The sequence below is a fragment of the Umezawaea sp. Da 62-37 genome, from assembly GCF_032460545.1.
Lineage (GTDB): Bacteria > Actinomycetota > Actinomycetes > Mycobacteriales > Pseudonocardiaceae > Umezawaea.
Genome location: NZ_CP135965.1, coordinates 9267886 through 9284406, shown reverse-complemented (window position 1 = coordinate 9284406; position 16521 = coordinate 9267886). Strand labels below are relative to the sequence as shown.

At 72.7% G+C, this 16521-nt stretch carries 13 protein-coding genes; 8 read left to right on the top strand and 5 right to left on the bottom strand.

Translation table 11 applies throughout. The annotated features are described in order from the left end of the window. Positions 1 to 93 precede the first annotated feature (93 nt). Positions 94 to 669, top strand: a complete 576-nt coding sequence (locus RM788_RS42050) for a P-loop nucleotide/nucleoside kinase family protein (RefSeq protein ID WP_315925804.1) — start codon at positions 94 to 96, stop codon at positions 667 to 669. Positions 670 to 938: 269 nt separating this feature from the next. Here RM788_RS42050 and RM788_RS42045 read toward each other — a convergent pair whose 3' ends face one another. Then, the gene (locus RM788_RS42045; protein WP_315925802.1) at positions 939 to 1481 is read right to left on the bottom strand and encodes a hypothetical protein; all 543 of its coding nucleotides are present in this window, start codon (positions 1479 to 1481) and stop codon (positions 939 to 941) included. Between the two features lie 312 nt (positions 1482 to 1793). Beyond that, the gene (locus tag RM788_RS42040; protein WP_315925801.1) at positions 1794 to 2450 is read right to left on the bottom strand and encodes a dihydrofolate reductase family protein; all 657 of its coding nucleotides are present in this window, start codon (positions 2448 to 2450) and stop codon (positions 1794 to 1796) included. A gap of 152 nt (positions 2451 to 2602) precedes the next feature. On the opposite strand from RM788_RS42040, the gene RM788_RS42035 reads away from it, so the two are divergent. Beyond that, positions 2603 to 2971 carry a YciI family protein gene (locus RM788_RS42035; RefSeq protein ID WP_315925799.1) on the top strand — a complete coding sequence of 123 codons (369 nt, stop codon included), beginning with the start codon at positions 2603 to 2605 and terminating at the stop codon, positions 2969 to 2971. Then, positions 2968 to 4194: an RNA polymerase sigma factor gene (locus RM788_RS42030; RefSeq protein ID WP_315925797.1), complete on the top strand. Its 1227-nt coding sequence runs from the start codon at positions 2968 to 2970 to the stop codon at positions 4192 to 4194. Before RM788_RS42035 ends, RM788_RS42030 begins: the two co-directional genes overlap by 4 nt. Before the next feature lie 12 nt (positions 4195 to 4206). On the opposite strand, the gene RM788_RS42025 is transcribed toward RM788_RS42030, so the two are convergent. From RM788_RS42025 to RM788_RS42015, 3 genes are read right to left on the bottom strand one after another with little or no spacing between them, the layout of a single operon-like run. Further along, positions 4207 to 4821 (bottom strand): TetR/AcrR family transcriptional regulator, encoded by a 615-nt coding sequence (locus RM788_RS42025; protein ID WP_315925795.1) that lies wholly within the window; start codon positions 4819 to 4821, stop codon positions 4207 to 4209. A gap of 4 nt (positions 4822 to 4825) precedes the next feature. Beyond that, the gene (locus tag RM788_RS42020) at positions 4826 to 5236 is read right to left on the bottom strand and encodes a hypothetical protein (RefSeq protein ID WP_315925793.1); all 411 of its coding nucleotides are present in this window, start codon (positions 5234 to 5236) and stop codon (positions 4826 to 4828) included. A 42-nt stretch (positions 5237 to 5278) separates the two neighbouring features. Next, positions 5279 to 6253, bottom strand: coding sequence for a hypothetical protein (locus RM788_RS42015; RefSeq protein ID WP_315925791.1), 975 nt, complete (start codon positions 6251 to 6253; stop codon positions 5279 to 5281). Positions 6254 to 6413: 160 nt separating this feature from the next. On the opposite strand from RM788_RS42015, the gene RM788_RS42010 reads away from it, so the two are divergent. From RM788_RS42010 to RM788_RS41990, 5 genes are read left to right on the top strand one after another with little or no spacing between them, the layout of a single operon-like run. Continuing rightward, positions 6414 to 10040, top strand: coding sequence for a WGR and DUF4132 domain-containing protein (locus tag RM788_RS42010; RefSeq protein ID WP_315925789.1), 3627 nt, complete (start codon positions 6414 to 6416; stop codon positions 10038 to 10040). Between the two features lie 8 nt (positions 10041 to 10048). Then, positions 10049 to 11140, top strand: a complete 1092-nt coding sequence (locus RM788_RS42005) for an ATP-binding protein (RefSeq protein ID WP_315925787.1) — start codon at positions 10049 to 10051, stop codon at positions 11138 to 11140. Beyond that, positions 11140 to 13386, top strand: a complete 2247-nt coding sequence (locus tag RM788_RS42000; RefSeq protein ID WP_315925785.1) for a DUF5682 family protein — start codon at positions 11140 to 11142, stop codon at positions 13384 to 13386. The genes RM788_RS42005 and RM788_RS42000 overlap by 1 nt, the downstream gene beginning before the upstream one ends. Then, entirely contained in the window at positions 13383 to 14486 is a 1104-nt protein-coding gene (locus RM788_RS41995) for a VWA domain-containing protein (protein WP_315925783.1), read from the top strand. The genes RM788_RS42000 and RM788_RS41995 overlap by 4 nt, the downstream gene beginning before the upstream one ends. Beyond that, positions 14486 to 16375: a YehQ family protein gene (locus tag RM788_RS41990; protein ID WP_315925781.1), complete on the top strand. Its 1890-nt coding sequence runs from the start codon at positions 14486 to 14488 to the stop codon at positions 16373 to 16375. The genes RM788_RS41995 and RM788_RS41990 overlap by 1 nt, the downstream gene beginning before the upstream one ends. Positions 16376 to 16521 lie beyond the last annotated feature (146 nt).

Below are 16521 nucleotides of genomic sequence, written 5' to 3'. Positions count from 1 at the left end.
TCTTCGCCGAGGGCTCCGGCATGATGCACGGAGTCGGCCGGGGCACGCCGGCCCGCCCGACAGCACCCACGAGCATCTCCGGAGCTTGATGACATGCGGCCCGTACCCGCCGAACTCCTCCTGATGGTCGGGCTACCCGGTGCTGGGAAGACCACCCGTGCCAAGGAACTCGCCGCCGCGCACCGCGCGCTGAGGCTGACCCCGGACGAGTGGATGATCGCCCTGTTCGACGGGTCGCAGCCCGACGGCAAGCGCGATCTGCTGGAAGGCCGGCTTGTCACGCTGGCCCTGCAAGCGCTGCACGTGGGCACCGACGTCGTGCTCGACTTCGGACTCTGGGGCCGCGACGAGCGGTCCGCGCTGCGATGGCTGGCGGTATCGGTCGGGGCGTCCTGCCGGGTGATCTACATGCCGGTCGACGAAGACGTCCAGCGGGCCCGGATCGCACACCGCCAGGCGGCCGCGCCGCACACCACGTTCCCGATGACCGAAACCGATATGGACACGTGGCGAAAGCAGTTCCAGGTCCCCGACACCGCCGAACTGCGCGGCGGCCGAACGATTCCGGATCCGCCGCCGGGGTGGACCGGTTGGCCGGAGTGGGCTGTCGACCGCTGGCCCTCCCTCGATCGAAGGCTCGCGCTTCCGCAGCAGGGAAATCCCGCATGAGCGCGGTGCATCCGCACCACCCCACCGGGTGCCACGCTCGTCGAGTGCCTGCAAACGGCGTTCGCGGCCACCGAGGACACGATGGACCCGCGACAGCGCGGCCAAGGCCGCCCAGCGCGTGCTGGTGGTCAGGGCGAACACCGAGGTGCAGGAGCGCGGGACGCTCAAGCGCACACGGATCGCCAGGTCGATCGGGGCCGCGCTGCGCGAACGTGGCGCGGACGAAATCGGGGATCCCCGCGAGCACGGACCCGTCAACTCGTCCCGTGTCAGGGCTCCTTGTAGTACGGGCGTGACGGGTAGGTCGGCCGCGGTCGCTCGCGACGACGACGCCGGTAGCGAAGGACGATCACCGCGGTGGTCAGAACGCCTGCGAGCAGGAAGGCGATGAGGATCCACGCGAAGACGCCCGCGCCTGATCCACTGGTGGGTTGGATCTTGCGGGGGCCGTAGGTCTTCTGCAGTTCGGCCCTGGTGGCGGATCGGGGTTCGTCGTTGACGACGACCACGACGCGGTCGACGTCCTCGGCGTAGGTGTCCCAGATCAGGCGGAAGATCGCTTCGCCGTCATCGGCTCGCCCGTCGGTCTTGTAGGCGGTGACGGCCAGCGTGTCGAAGCCGTTGGAGGTGTTGTGCTTGACGGAAACCCCGAGGTAGCCCTCGTTCTGGATGCGGGACGCGAGGGTGGCCAACTCCTTGAGCGAGGCGCACCCCACCGCCATCAGGACGCACAGCAGCACGCCGAGCAGCCGTGCGCGGGCAGCGGGTTTCCCGTCGATTCGGAAGGGGGTGTCCGTGGGTGAGCGGCGCATGGCGGGCCCTTCGGTTCCGAGAATGAACCGAGGTCTCCCCGACCACCGGGTGCGGTGGCGCCGTGACCGGGCCGCCGTGGGACGGCCGTGATGACGATCACGAGCTGAGTGGGTACTCCCCCCTGCGCGGAAAGTGTGGCGCATCGACATCACGGTGGTCAAGTGATGCCGGTTACCCGTGGAGCGCCCCCACTGTCCGTTGTGGACTCAGGTGAGCGGACCGCACAGCGTGAAGTGCTCGCGTGCGGTCCCCGACACCCGCGATCCGCGGCCTGGATCGCGGGTGTGACGTCCGCGGGAACCTGCGCGCGCCTACCGCCGCCAGAAGAAGTGGTGCACGACGCCGCTCGGGCTTGGCACGCGTTCCAGGTGGAAGCGGTCGGTGAGCTCGTCCGGACTGTCCCAGAGCCGCAGGCCGCGCCCGAGTTCGTACGGGGCGACGGCGATGTGCATCTCGTCGATCAGGTCCGCTTCGAGGAACTCCCGGATGGTGGTCACGCCGCCGCCGATGCGCACGTCCCGGCCGTCCGCGGCGGCCTTGGCCACGGTCAGCGCTTCGTGCGGCGTCGTGTCGAGGAAGTGGAACGTCGTGTCGCCGAGCGTGAAGGACGGTCGGACGTGGTGGGTCAGGACGAAGACCGGTGTGCGGAAGGGAGGCTCGTCCTCCCACCAGCCCCGCCACTCGTGGTTCGGCCAAGGGCCGCGGGTGGGGCCGAACTTGTTGCGCCCCATGATCTCGGCGCCGATGTTCCGCGCGAAGTCGCGGGTGATGTGGTCGTCGAGCCCGCGGGTGCCGCCGGGATCGGTGCGGTTGACCCAACTGGCCGTGGCTCCGGCCCAGGCGAACAGGTCGCCGGGGTCGGCGTGGCCGAAGGGGTGCTCGAAGCTCTGCTCCTCGCCTGCCCCAATGCCGTCCTGGGTGACGGTGAAGCAGTGGACCCTGGCCCGCTGTGTCCGTTGTGGTCGCATGCCCGGTGGTCGTCACCGTCGCGCCCGGTACGACAGCGGGGGCGAAGAAAACGGAGGAAAATAATCGGGCACGTGGTGTCGTGGCCGCCGGATCGGTGACGACCCCCTGGTGAACCGCCACAAGGGGTGGTTCACCCGACCAGGAGGAAACAGTGAAGTACTTGATCCTGATGCAGGTCGACCCGGCGGTGCTGGAGCAGCTCACCGAGGAGCAGCAGACGCGGATCCACGAAGGGCACGCCGCGTTCATGGCCGTCACCAAGGAACGCGGCGAGTTCATCGCGACGCAGGCCCTGGCCGACCCCAGCCAGTCGAAGGTCATCCGCAGCTCCGGCGGTCTGCCCGAGGTGACCGACGGGCCGTTCGTCGAGAGCAAGGAGTTCATGGGCGGCTTCTACCTCATCGACGTCGAGGACGAGGCCCGAGCGGTGGAGCTGGCGAAGCAGATCCCCGACGCGACGATCCCCGGCCTGGCCCTCGAGCTGCGGCCGGTGATGTTCGCCGATCTGGGAGACAGGTGACCGCTGAGCCGCCGGTGGGCGAGGGCTTGTGGCGCGAACTCGCGCGACAGGTCCTCGCCCGGTTGCTGCGCGCCTACGGCAGCGCGCGGTTCGACCGGTGCGAGGACGCGGTCCAAGAGGCGCTGCTGGACGCGCACCGGCAATGGCCCGCACGGTTCCCCGACGACCCGCTGGGCTGGCTCACCGTGACCGCGCGCCGTCGCTACGCCGACCACGCCCGCAGCGACGCCCGGCGTCGACAGCGCGAGACCCGCACCGCGTCGCTGCACCCGGTGGAACCGGAGGTCGTCCAGAGCGATGACTCGCTGCTGGTGCTGCAACTGTGCTGCCATCCCGACCTGCCGCGCTCCGGACAGGTCGCGCTGACCCTGCGGGCGGTCGCCGGACTGACCACCGCCCAGATCGCCACCGTCTACCAGGTCCCCGAGGCCACCATCGCCCAACGGATCACACGGGCCAAGCGCCGCGTCTCCCGGCTCAGCAGACCGCTCCCACCACCCGGCCACGCCGGCGAGCGGGTCACCGCCGTGCTCGACGTGCTCTACGTGATGTTCACCGAGGCCCACCACACGACCACCGGCGCACCGCCCCGCGACGCGGATCTCGCCACCGAGGCTATCCACCTGACCCGACTTCTGCTCCGCAGTGTCCCCGACTCCACCGAGATCGCCGGTCTGCTGGCCCTGATGCTGCTCACCGAGGCCCGCCACCCGGCGCGGGTGGGACCGGACGGGCTCCTCACACCGCTCGACGAGCAGGACCGGACACTGTGGACCAAGGACCTGGTCGACGAAGGGACCGCGCTCCTCGAACACGCCGTCCCAGGTGCCCGGCCAGGCCCTTACCTGCTCCAGGCCTGCATCGCGGCCCTGCACGCCCAGGCCCCCGACACCACGACGACGGACTGGGACGAGATCCTCGCGCTCTACCGGCTCCTCGAACTCGTGACCGGCAACGCCAACCCCACGATCACCCTCAACCGCATCGTCGCCCAGGCCATGATCAGCGGACACGCCGTCGCCCTCGCCCACATCGACGCGCTGGAGGCCGACCACCCCCGCCTTCCCCGGCTCGACGTCGTCCGCGCGCACCTGCTGGAGCAGGCGGGCAGGACCGACGACGCGGCGAACGCCTACCGACGCGCCATCGCGACCACCGTCAACCTCGCCGAGCAACAACACCTCAGGCACCGCCTGCGCCGCCTCACCAGTGCGGACGGGTAACGACACCTGGCGTCACACCGTCGCCCGCATGCCTCCGAGCAGGATGTCGGCGAGTTTGTCGGCGTAGTCGTGGGGGTCGATGTCGGGGTCGTTCTCGAGGCACGCGAGCATCACGTCGATCGCGCCCTGGTAGGTGATGGCCATGACGCGGGTGTCGAAGGCGCGGAGGGTGCCTTCCGCCTGGCCGCGGCGGAACAGGGACTCCTGACCCTGGTGGGTCTCCTCGTAGAAGTCGAGCGTCAGCTGCCGGGTGCCGTCGGTGTGGCGCAGGTTGTGCACGATGTGGTCGAGCGCGGTGAGTTCCGCCCGGTGGGTGAGGTGCAGTGCCGCGGCGTGGTGGAGTGCGGCGCGGATGATGTCGGGGACGGGTGCGGTCAGGTCCAGTTCGCCGGCGATGCGGTTCCCGATGGTCGTGACGGTGGTCGTCACGGTGGAGCGCATCAGGTCGTCCTTGCCCGCGAAGTAGTGCCAGAGCAGGCCTTTCGAGATCCCGGCTCGTTCGGCGATCCTGGTCAGCGACGCGTCCGCGTAACCGCGGTCGGCGAGTTCCGCGATGGCCGCGGCCACGATCTGGCCCCGCCGTTGATCCTCGTCGAGGCGTTTGCGCGGTGCCGCGGAGGAGGGCATGACGTCACCCGGCCCGGCGCGCTCGGAGTGCCAGGAGCACCAGCGCCAGCATCAGCGCGGCGATGGCCACCATCTCGATCCGCATCCACGGCGGGAAGACGCCGGGCAGGGCGGCTTCGACGAGGTTCACCACCAGCAGGACGCAGCCGATGACGGTGATCGCGCGAAGTCCGCCGGCGCTCCCCCTGCGCGCCGACCTCGCCCGGAAGACCAGCAGGATCGAGAACGCGCCGACGATCAGCGCGTGGCCCCAGGCCTCGTCGGTCGCCAGTCGTGGCGCCGCCACCGACAGGACGACGAGCGCCGCCACCGACAGGACGACGAGCGCCGCCACCGTGCCGAGGGCGACCAGGACGTAGGCGAAGACCACGCGCCACACCGGGGCGAAGCCTGCCGGCGGGAGACTGTTGACCACGCGGTCAACAGTATTGACCACGCGGTCAACAGGCAAGGGTGGTCACCGCGTGGCGCTGTCCACCGGTTCGCCGCTCCTCGCCCCGAGCACCACGCCGGTCGCGGACGTCACGAGAACCCCGAGCGCGGCCGCGGCGGCGAGGGTGGTCAGGTCCGGGTGGACGAGCGGCTGGCCGCGCAGGGCCTGCCAGGTGAGCAGGGCGAGCACGCACGCGTAGCCGGCGGAGGCGACGAACACCAGGCGCAGGCGCACGGTCGGCGAGGCGAAGCGGCTCGTCGGGTACCGGCTCGCCAGCAGGACGAGCAGCAGGCTCAGCAGTGGAAGCGCCTGGAGGGCGTGGATGCCGACGAAGTGCGGGATGCGGAGGTCGCCGCCGGTGGTGGCCCAGCCGGTGACGGTCATCGACGGGCCGTCGTCGGGGGCGCCGACGGCATGCGCGCCGATGGCGGGGACGGGGCGGTCGGCGTTCAGGTCGGTGAGCTGGTCGGCGGTCGGCTGGGTCATCAGGAACGCCAGCAGCATGCCGACCAGCGACAGGCCGAGGCCGAAGCGGATGGCCCACGTCGTGGCGCGTTCTTCCTGGCGTTGCAGGGAGACGACGACCGACACGACGAAGGTGGCGCCCCAGAGGACCACGATCATCAGGCCCATGATCCCGAACAGGGCCACGTCGAACTCGGTCTCGGCGTTGAAGTGGCTGGCCTTGCCGCGGACCACCTGCGTGAGGACGGCGGCCATCTCGGCGATCGACACCACGACGACCACGGTGCCCGCCCACCAGCCGGTGCGGGGCGCGCGTCGGGTGAGCGTGAGCATCCAGGCGAGGGTGGCGCCGAAGAGGGCGAACGAGACGCCGAACTTGAACGGCTTGAGCCACGCGGGGCTGCCGGTGATCATCCGGTCGTCCACCAGGAGGCCGACCGCGGAGACCGCGACGACGGCGATCATGAAGGCCGACAACGCCAGCAACGGGCGGTGCCAACGGGGTCTGAGGGCTGAGGGGGGCATGGCGGTCATGGCGGACTCCAGTTCTGCGGGGGCACGCAGAACGTGTCACCGGCGCGGGTCGGAGTCACTGCGGCGGGCAGGTCGACCGGTGCTGCGGTCCGCCCTACCGCCGTTCGGTCGCCGCAGGTCGGGGTGTCCGCTCCCGGAATTGTCGGACCCTGCCTCTACGGTGCTCATCAGTCGGACCGAACCGGAGGAGCTGGACGTGCGCAGGTGGGAACTCGTGGCCGACGGCTCCGAGAAGTTCTGGGAGATCGGCCGGGACGGCGCGAGCGTGACCGTGCGCTACGGACGGCTGGGTTCGTTGGGGCAGACCAAGGTCAAGGACTTCGCGTCGGACGCGGTGGCGGTGGCGCATGTGGACAGGCTCGTGGCGGAGAAGGTGAAGAAGGGGTACGCGGAGGTCGGCGGACCGGCAGCGGCCGTCGAGCTGGCCCCCGCAGTGGCCGCCGGTGAGTCCACGGTGGACGCGGTGCCGCCCGCCGGGGATTCGGCCGTCGAACGGCCGGACGAGACGACGTTCGTGGTGCCCCCGTCGTGGCGCGGCGCCGTGCGGCCGGGCCGCGGGCAGGGTGCGCGCCGCCCGGTCAAGTCCACTCGGGACGTGGACAAGTACCTGAAGGCCAAGCTGGGGCGGCCGCCGAGGCGGTTGACGGCGGTGATGGGCCATCCGGACTCGGACCCGGAACTCGTGGCCGCGGCGCGGGCGTACCTGAACGGGTCGGAGACCCCGCTGGGGGCGGCGACCGTGGCGGCCGCCATGACCGACGAGGCCTCGCGCTTCTACGGCCGGGAAGATGTCGCCACCCTCGCGGACGCGTGGGTGGTGCGGCACGGGTTCGCGTTCGCCGCCGCGGCGACCGGGGACCTGGGGCGGATCGACATCTCGTGGTCGGGCGCCCGCGGCCGGGAAGCGGCGATGGTGGAGTGGCGCACGGTCGAACGCAGGCGTTGGCCGTATGCGAACCGCCAGGTCGTGGAACGGCTCCGCGTGCTGCTGATCGGGGCCTCCGAGGCCGACTACCTCGCCGCCGTGGAGGCGCTGTCCGGTCGCCGGGGCACCCTGCTGGCGCGGACGATCGCGGCTTTCCTGGCTCCGACCCGGCACGACTGGGCCGACGAGCTGTTCGCCGAGGTCATGGCCGAACCGAGGTTGATCGAGGAGCACCGGCTGTTCCTCACCTCCCTGCGGACGGTCGAGCAGGTGGCGGCGGTGGCCGCGCGGGACGGGTACCGGGGGTGGATCGTCGAGAAGGACGTCCTGCCCACGCTGGTCAACGCCGTCGGAGCGGGCATCGCGCCCGTCGTCGCCGGGTTGCTCGACGACGACCACGGCGACGACACGCGCAAACTCCTGGTCGAGGCCCTCGCGTGGCTCCCGACCGACGAGGCGTTCGGCCTGCTGCTCGACCGGCTGGACGACAGGTTCGTGCGGCCCGCCGTGCTCGGCGCGATCAAGCGGTACCCCGCGCGGGCGCTGCGCGGACTGGCGGCGATGACGGGGTCGGAGTCCGCGAAGGCGCTGCTGGTCGGCCACGTCAAGGCCGACCCCGCCCTGGTGGCCGAGGTGCTGCCGGAACTGGACGACGCGCGGCGCGCGGCGGTCGAGGAGGCCGCCTCCGAGGAGGGGCCGGTGCCCGACGTCCCGGCCGACCTGCTGCCTCCGTTGCTGGTCACTCCCCCGTGGACGGTCAAGCGCGCGGTGGTGAAGCCGGTCGTCGTGGAGGGGCTGGTGTCCCCGGTGTCGCGCGACATCCGGTGGGAGCCCGGCGAGCGCGAGGTGTGGGCGGAGGCGTTCGGCGACAACCACTGGCCCGAGCCCAAGGTCCTGGTCTGGCGGCTCGCGGTCGACCAGCTGTTCAAGGGCAAGATCCAGTGGTACCAGCAGCCCGCGCTGGTCATGAAGGCGCCGGTGGACCTGATCCGGCACCGCCTCGGCGAGTGGGAGCCGGAGGTGTGGTCGGCGATGGACTGGGCGCGGCCGGTGGTGGCCCGTTTCGGGATCGACGCGTTCCCGGTCGCGCTGAAGGTCGCGAAGGCGGATCCGTCGGCGGGCGCGGAGGTGCTGCTGCCGTTCGTGGACCGCGAGGTCGCGGAGCTGATGGCGGACTGGCTGGTGCGGCTCAAGTCGGTGTACCCGGTGGCGGTCGCGTGGTTCCTGCGGCACCCGGAGACCGCGGCTCGGGCGCTGCTGCCCGCGGCGCTCGGGAAGGCGGGCAAGGCGCGGCGGGACGCCGAGGCGGCGCTGGTGCTGATCGCGGGGCGCGGGCACGCCGACGTGCTGCGGAAGGTGGCCGCGGAGCACGGCGAGCGGGTGGTGGGCGCGGTCGAGGACCTGATCGCGACGGACCCGCTGGACCGGCTGCCCGCGAAGATGCCGGTGATCGGCGACTGGGCGGATCCGGTGCTGCTCCCCCGGATCCTGGTGCGCGACAGGCGGCACGCGCTGCCCGGTGCCGCCGCGGGGCACGTGCTGACGATGCTGGCGATGTCGAAGCCGGACGACGTGTACGCGGGTGTGGACGTGGTGCGGGAGCTGTGCGATCCGGGGTCGCTGGCGCGGTTCGCGTGGGCGGTGTTCGAGGCGTGGCGGGCCGACGGGACGCCGCCGAAGGACGGCTGGGTGCTGCCCGCGCAGGGGCTGCTCGGTGACGACGGGACCGTGCGGGCGCTGACGCCGGTGATCCGGGCGTGGCCCGGCGAGGGCGGGCACTCCAAGGCCGTGGTCGGGCTCGGGGTGCTGGCCGCGATCGGCAGCGACGTGGCGCTGCTGCACCTCAACACGATCGCGCAGAAGGCCCAGTTCAGCGGGTTGAAGTCGCGGGCGCGGCAGATGATCAACGCGGTCGCGGCGAAGCTCGGGCTGACCGGGGAACAACTGGCCGACCGGCTGGTGCCCGACTTCGGGCTGGACGACGCGGCGACGCTGGTGGTCGACTACGGGCCGCGCAAGTTCGTGGTGGGGTTCGACGAGCAGCTCAAGCCGTACGTGGTGGACGGCGACGGCAAACGGCGCAAGGACCTGCCGAAGCCGGGCGCCAAGGACGACCAGGAGCTGGCCCCGTCCGAGCACAAGCGGTTCGCGGCGTTGAAGAAGGACGTGCGGACGGTCGCGGCCGACCAGATCCGCCGGTTCGAGGCGGCGATGGTGGCGCGGCGGCGGTGGTCGGCCGAGGAGTTCCGGACGCTGTTCGCGGGGCATCCGCTGCTGTGGCACGTCGTGCGGCGGCTGGTGTGGATCACCCAGGACGGTGTGGGCTTCCGGTTGGCCGAGGACCGCACGTTGGCCGACGTGGACGACGACGCGGTCGTGCTGGCCGAGGACGCGGTGGTGGGGCTCGCGCACCCGCTGGACCTGGGCGACGCGCTCGACGCGTGGGCGGAGGTGTTCGCCGACTACGAGATCCTCCAGCCGTTCCCGCAACTGGGCAGGCCGGTGCACGCGTTCACCGACGCCGAGCGGGCGGCCAAGACGTTGACCCGGTTCGAGGGCGTGGAGGTGCCGGTGGGCAAACTGCTGGGGTTGACCAACAGGGGCTGGCGGCGCGGCGAGCCGCAGGACGCCGGGGTGGAGTGCTGGATCACCCGGCCGGTGCCGGGCGGGACGCTGGTGGTCAACCTCGATCCCGGCATCGCGGTCGGGGTGGTCACCATGTTCGAGGAGCAGCGCCTGACGAACGTGTGGCTCAACGACCGCGGCGGGGACTGGCGTCCTCGCGGGTCGCGGACGTTCGGTGAACTCGACCCGATCACCGCGTCCGAGGTGCTGGCCGACCTGTCCTCCCTGACGAGCTGAGGAATCCGTTGTCCGACGACAAGAAGGTCCAGCGGCCACCGGCCGAGGTGCGGTACGCCGACGAGCTGGCGCGGCTGCGGGAGTCCGACACGGCGCACCGGCCGCCGGGGTGGGCGTTGAGCCTGCAGGGGGCGCGGCGGTTCGTCGTCGGCGACCCGCGGGCGGGCATCACCCGCAAGTTCGTCGGCGACCCGTCGCTGATCGACCGGGCACTGGTGACGCTGGCGACGACGCGCGGGCTGATGCTGGTCGGTGAGCCGGGGACGGCGAAGTCGTTGCTGTCGGAGCTGATCGCGGCGGCGGTGTGCGGGGAGTCGACGCTGACGATCCAGGGTGGCGCGGCGACGACCGAGGACCAGATCAAGTACTCGTGGAACTACGCGCTGCTGGTCGCGGAAGGGCCGTCGCCGCGGTCGCTGGTGCCCGCGCCGATGCTGCGGGGCATGGCCGAGGGCAAGGTCGTGCGGTTCGAGGAGATCACCCGGTGCCCGCTGGAGGTGCAGGACAGCCTGCTGTCGCTGCTGTCCGAGCGGGTGGTGGCGATCCCGGAGCTGACCGGGCCGGACGGGATGGTGTTCGCGAACGACGGCTTCACGGTCATCGCGACGGCGAACACCCGCGACCGCGGCGTGAACGAGATGAGCGCGGCGCTCAAGCGGCGGTTCAACTTCGAGACCGTGTTCCCGATCGCCGACTTCGCCACCGAGCTGGACCTGGTGGAGCAGGAGGCGCGGGCGCTGCTGGAGCGGTCCGGGGTCGGGGTGCAGCCCCGGCGGGACGTGCTGGAGGTGCTGGTGACGACGTTCCGCGAGCTGCGCGACGGGGTGACGTCCTCGGGGCAGCCGATGGACCGGCTGACGACGGTGATGAGCACGGCGGAGGCGGTGTCGGTGGCGCACGCCGTCGGGCTGCGCGGGTGGTTCCTGCGCGGTGAGGCGGGCACCCCGGCGGACCTGGTGGAGTGCCTGGCGGGAACGGCGGCGAAGGACAACCCGGACGACCTGGCCCGGTTGCGGCGGTACCTGGAGCAGCAGGCGTCGCGGCGCAAGGGCGCGCATTGGCAGGCCCTGCACCAGGCTCGCCACCTGCTGCCCGGCTGATGGCGACGACGTTCATCGGGGTCCGGCACCACAGCCCGGCCTGCGCCGGGCTGGTGGCGTCGACCATCGAGGCGCTGCGGCCCGCGCACGTGCTGGTGGAGGGGCCGGTCGACATGAACGACCGGCTCGACGAGCTGCTGCTCGGGCACCGGCCGCCGATCGCGGTCTACACCTACTACCGCGACGCCGAGCGGTCGCACGCGTCGTGGACGCCGTTCTGCGACTACTCCCCCGAGTGGGTCGCGCTGGCCACCGGCCGGGCGTGCGGGGCGCGGGTGCGGTTCATCGACCTGCCCGCGTGGCACCCGGCGTTCCAGGGGCGCGGCAACCGGTACGCCGACGCCGAGGCGCGCTACACCGAGGTGACGGGCAGGCTCTGCCGGGAGTTCTCGGTCGACAACACCGACGTGCTCTGGGACCACCTGTTCGAGGTGGAGCCCGCCGACGGGCTCGCGGAGCGGCTGACGGCGTACTTCGACCTGGTGCGCGGCGAGGCGACGACCGAGCACGCGGACGTGGAGCGCGAGGCCTACATGGCGTCGTGGATCCGGGCCGCGCGGGCCGACGCGGGCGACCGGCCGGTGGTCGTGGTGACGGGCGGGTTCCACACGCCCGCGCTGCGGGTGCTGGCCGCCGACCCCGAGCCGGGATGGCCGGAGGTGCCGCGGCCGCCGGAGGAGTCGGTGGGCGCCAGCTACCTGGTGCCGTACTCGTTCCGGCGGCTGGACGCGTTCACCGGCTACCAGTCCGGGATGCCGTCGCCGGAGTACTACCGGCACCTGTGGAACGACGGGGTGCCGGGCGCGGCGGCGGCGCTGGTGGAGTCGGTGGTGGGTCGGCTGCGGCGGCGCGGGCAGCCGGTGTCGACGGCGGACCTGATCGCGGCCCGCACGCTGGCCCAGGGTTTGGCGCGGTTGCGCGGGCACGCCCACCCGTCGCGGACCGACGTGCTGGACGGGCTGGTCGGCGCGCTGGTGTCGGAGGACCTGTCGCAGCCGCCGCCGTGGACGGTGCGCGGCCCGCTGCGGCCGGGCGCCCACCCTGCGGTGGTGGAGATGGTGGCGGCGCTCAGCGGCGACCGGGTGGGGTCGCTGCACCCGGACACCCCGGCTCCCCCGCTGGTCGCGGCCGTTCAGGAGGAGCTGTTCGCGCTGGGGCTCGACGGCTCCGGCGAGGTCGGGGTCGACCTCACCGACGAGGTCGGACTGCGTCGCAGCCGGACGCTGCACCGGCTGCGGATCCTGGGGATCCCCGGCTTCGAACGGCTGTCCGGGCCGGACGGCGGGGGCGATCCGGTGTTCGCCGAGCGGTGGCGGCTCACCCCGTTCGACGGCAGGCTGCCCGCGCTCATCGAGGCGGCGGTGCACGGCGCGACCCCGGACGAGGCCGCCGGCGCGGCGCTGCACGACCGGGTCGAGGACGCGGGGGCCGACCGGCTCGCCGAGGTGCTGTTCGACGCGGCGCTGTGCGGCATCACCACGCTGTCCGACGACGTGGTGGCCGCGTTGACCGCACGGGTCGCGCAGGTGTCGGACGTGGCCGTGCTCGGGCGGGTGCTGGCGGTCGTGGTGGGGCTGTGGCGCTACGACGGGCTGTTCGGCACGGCGGGCAGCCCGGTGCTGGGCGCGGTGATCGGCGGTGCGGTGACGCGGGTGCTGTGGCTGGTCGAGGGGCTGCACGGCGGACCGGCGCCGGCCGATCCCCGCAGGCTGCTGGCGCTGGCCGCGACCCGCGACGCGGTGCTGCACGCCGAGTCGGTGCTGGAGCACGGGCGGGCCGAGGCGGTCGCCGTGCTGGGCAGGGTGGGCGCCGACGCGCAGGCGCCGCCGGACCTGCGCGGGGCGGCGTTCGGGTTCTGCTGGTCGCTGGGCGACGGCGGCGGCGTGGAACGGGCCGTGCGGGGCATGTCGGGGCCCAGGACGATCGGCGACTGGCTGGCCGGGTTGTTCGCGGTGGCCCGCGAGGAGGTGCTGTCCGCCGACGCCGTGATCACCCTGCTCGACGAGCTGGTGCACGCGCTGTCCGAAGAGGACTTCCTGGTCGCGCTTCCCGCGCTGCGCCAGGCCTTCGCGTTCTTCCCGCCGTCGGAGCGGGAGACGATCGCGAAACGGGTGGTGGTCGCGCGGGGTGCGGGCGGATCGGCCGGGGCGCTGCTGCGGATCGACGTGGATCCGCTGGTGGTCGCCGCCGGGATGGCGCTGGAGGCCAAGGTCGACGCGGTGCTCGCACGGGAGGGGCTGGCATGACCGGGCTGGAGCGGTGGCGGCTGATCCTCGGGGAACCCGCCTCGCCGCACTGCGGCGCGGCGGAGGGCGACTCGGCGGGCCGGGACGCGGCGCTGCAATGGCTCTACGGCCGCGAAGCGGACCTGGACAGGCGCGGCGTGCGGCGCGGCGGGCAGGGCGACTCGGTGCTGACGACGGTGACCTGGCTCGACGAGATCCACCGGCTGTTCCCCAAGGAGACGATCGAACGGCTCGAGCGCGACGCGGTGGAGCGCTATGACATCACCGAGATCGTCACCGACCCGGAGGTGCTGGCGCGCGTCGAGCCCAACGCGGCGCTGCTGCGGGCCGTGCTGCGCACCAAGCACCTGATGAACCCGGACGTGCTGGCGATGGCGCGGCGCATCGTGGCGGCGGTGGTCGCCGAGCTGGTGCGCAAGCTGGCCAAGGAGGTGCGGCAGGCGCTCAGCGGCACGCGGTCGCGGCGGCCGAGCAACTTCAAGCAGGCCCGCAACTTCGACTTCCGGCGCACGATCCGGGCGAACCTGGCGCACTACGACCCCGTCGAACGCCGGGTGAACATCGAGAAGCCGATGTTCTCCTCGCGCACGCGGCGGCACCTGGAGCGGTGGCAGCTGATCATGGTGGTGGACCAGTCCGGGTCGATGGCGGGCTCGGTGATCCACTCCGCGGTGACGGCCGCCTGCCTGTGGAGCCTGCCCGGCCTGAAGACGCACCTGGTCGCGTTCGACACGGCGGTGGTCGACCTGACCGCGGACGTGTCGGATCCGGTCGAGCTGCTGATGAAGGTCCAGCTCGGCGGTGGCACGAACATCGCGAAGGCGATGGAGTACGCCAGGGGCCTGGTCGAGAACCCGCGGCGGGCGATCGTCGTGCTGATCACCGACTTCTACGAGGGCGGCGACCCGGAGCGGCTGGTGCGCACCGTGCGCGAGCTCGTCGGCCAGGGCAGTCAGGTGTTGGGGCTGGCCGCGCTCGACGAGGACGCGAACCCGGTCTACGACAGGGATCTCGCCCAGCGGCTGGTGGACGTGGGCGCGCACGTGGGGGCGATGACGCCGGGCATGTTGGCCGAGTTCGTCGCGGAGAGGCTGGCCTGATGCGGGACGACCTGCGCGCGTTGACCCCGGACGCGCTGGCCGCGCTGGCCAACCGCGGGCTGGTGAAGCGCGCGACCAAGGACCTCGACGCGGGCGCCGGGCCGACCGTGGAGACCGACGGCACGACGGTGCGCGGCCGGTTCGCCGACGGGGTCGAGGTCGAGCTGCCCGCCGGTGTCCCGCTCTCGTCCGCGACCTGCTCGTGCGGCGCGAGCGGGGTGTGCCGCCACCGGATCGCGGTCGTGCTCGCCTACCAGCGCCGCGACGAGTCGGCGCCGGCGTTCACGGCGTGGTCGCCCGGTTCCATCGACGACACCGCGCTCGCCGCCCTGCTGGGCACCCGCGGTCTCGCGGCGGCCAAGCGGTCGCACGCCGTCGGGTACTCCGTGCGGTTGCGCAGACCCACGGCGGCGGATCCGGCGGCGACCGCCGAACTCCCGTCGTGCACGGTGCGGTTCCTCGTGCCCGGCGACCTCGGTTACGCGCACTCCGACGCGACGGCGGCGCGACGCGACGAGTTCGTGGCGCACGCGGTGTGGGCGTTCCGCGAGGCCGATGGTCTGGGGCTGGTCGACGACGTCGTGCGCTTCGACGTCGTCGGGAGCGCGCGCCCGGATCGGGCCGGACTCGCGGACGTGCTGGAGCTGGCCGACCGGGTGCTGCTCGACGGTGCCGCGCACGCCGATCCGGTGCTGGACTCACGACTGCGCCGGGCCGGGGCGGAGCTGGGCGGCCGCGGTCTGCACTGGCCGGCGGCGGCCGTGAACGATCTGGTGGACCAGCTGGTCGCCTACCGCGAGCGGTCCGCGCGCTACCACCCGGAGCGGTTCGCGGAGCTGGTCGCCGAGCTGCACGCGCGGCACCGGGCGACCGGGGCGCGGTCGCAGGTGCTGGGCGCGGACGTGCCCGCGGAGACCCCGCTGGACCGGGTGCGGGTGACGGCGCTGGGGTGCCGGGTGCGCGGCACGGTCGAGGACCGGACCGCGGAGGTGTTCTTCGCCTGCGGGCCGACCACGCTGGTGCTGCGGCACCGGTGGCCGCTCGCCGAGGACGAGTCGCCGACGGGCCACGACCTGGCGGCACGTCGGCTGGCGGGCACCACGCTGGGCGCGCTGGCCGCGTCGAACGTCGTGTCCGAGGCGGCGTCGCGCAACGCCAGCCGGGTGCTGCGGCTGGCGAAGGGGCGGGTGTCCAGGACGTCGATCACACCGGTCGGGCGGGCCTGGGAGACGTTGTCGGAGGCGGTGCTGGTGCGCGACCTCGCCGCCGAGTCCGCCGCGCTGGACCGGCTGCCGCCGCGGTTGGTGCGGGCGAGGGTGGAGGCCGAGCTGGTGCGGGTCGTGGAGGTCGCCGAGGTGCTCTCGGTGCGCTACTTCCCCGGCGCGCAGCGGTTGGACGCGGTGGTCGCCGACGGTTTCGGCGCGACGGCCATGATCTCGGCGACCTACCGCGGCGCCTGCCCCGGCGCGCTCGACGCGCTGGCCGAGGCGCTGGAATCCGTGCCGGTGCTGGTGAGCGGGTCGTTGCGGCGGGTCGGCGGCGTATTGGTCGTCGACCCGATCGCGGTGCTGACCGGCGACGGCCTGGTGGTGCCCGACCTGGCCCCGGTGCGGGGCGCGAGCCTCGTGCCGGGCGACCACGCCCCGGAGTCCGACCTGATCGGGGCGGCGGTGGACGCGGCGCTGGCGGCGTGCGCGGAGGCCGCGCACCGGGGGCTGCGCCACGTCACGCCGAGCCTGCGCACGCGGCTCGACGACGTCGCGGCGGAGCTGCGGCGGGTCGGGCTGCACGGCAACGCCGCCGCCGTGAGCGCGTTCGGCGAAGAACTCAGCGCGCGGACGTGGGTGGACGCGCAGGTGCGGTTGCTGACCACGGCGGAGTGCCGGTGACGGAACCGGAAATCTCGATCGGTTTCTCCGCATGTACCAGGCGTCCACCCGACGAGCCAGCACAGGAAGCACCACATCAGCCACGCACAGTGACAAACCCTGAATATCGGCGATTGATATAACTCTGCCATTTCGGTCGATTACCC

Excerpts from the sequence above, each read along its gene's own strand:
- RM788_RS42050 (WP_315925804.1), top strand. The coding sequence starts at position 94 with ATGCGGCCCGTACCCGCCGAACTCCTCCTGATGGTCGGGCTACCCGGT.
- RM788_RS42045 (WP_315925802.1), bottom strand. The coding sequence starts at position 1,481 with ATGCGCCGCTCACCCACGGACACCCCCTTCCGAATCGACGGGAAACCC.
- RM788_RS42040 (WP_315925801.1), bottom strand. The coding sequence starts at position 2,450 with ATGCGACCACAACGGACACAGCGGGCCAGGGTCCACTGCTTCACCGTC.
- RM788_RS42025 (WP_315925795.1), bottom strand. The coding sequence starts at position 4,821 with ATGCCCTCCTCCGCGGCACCGCGCAAACGCCTCGACGAGGATCAACGG.
- RM788_RS42015 (WP_315925791.1), bottom strand. The coding sequence starts at position 6,253 with ATGACCGCCATGCCCCCCTCAGCCCTCAGACCCCGTTGGCACCGCCCG.
- RM788_RS42000 (WP_315925785.1), top strand. The coding sequence starts at position 11,140 with ATGGCGACGACGTTCATCGGGGTCCGGCACCACAGCCCGGCCTGCGCC.
- RM788_RS41995 (WP_315925783.1), top strand. The coding sequence starts at position 13,383 with ATGACCGGGCTGGAGCGGTGGCGGCTGATCCTCGGGGAACCCGCCTCG.
- RM788_RS41990 (WP_315925781.1), top strand. The coding sequence starts at position 14,486 with ATGCGGGACGACCTGCGCGCGTTGACCCCGGACGCGCTGGCCGCGCTG.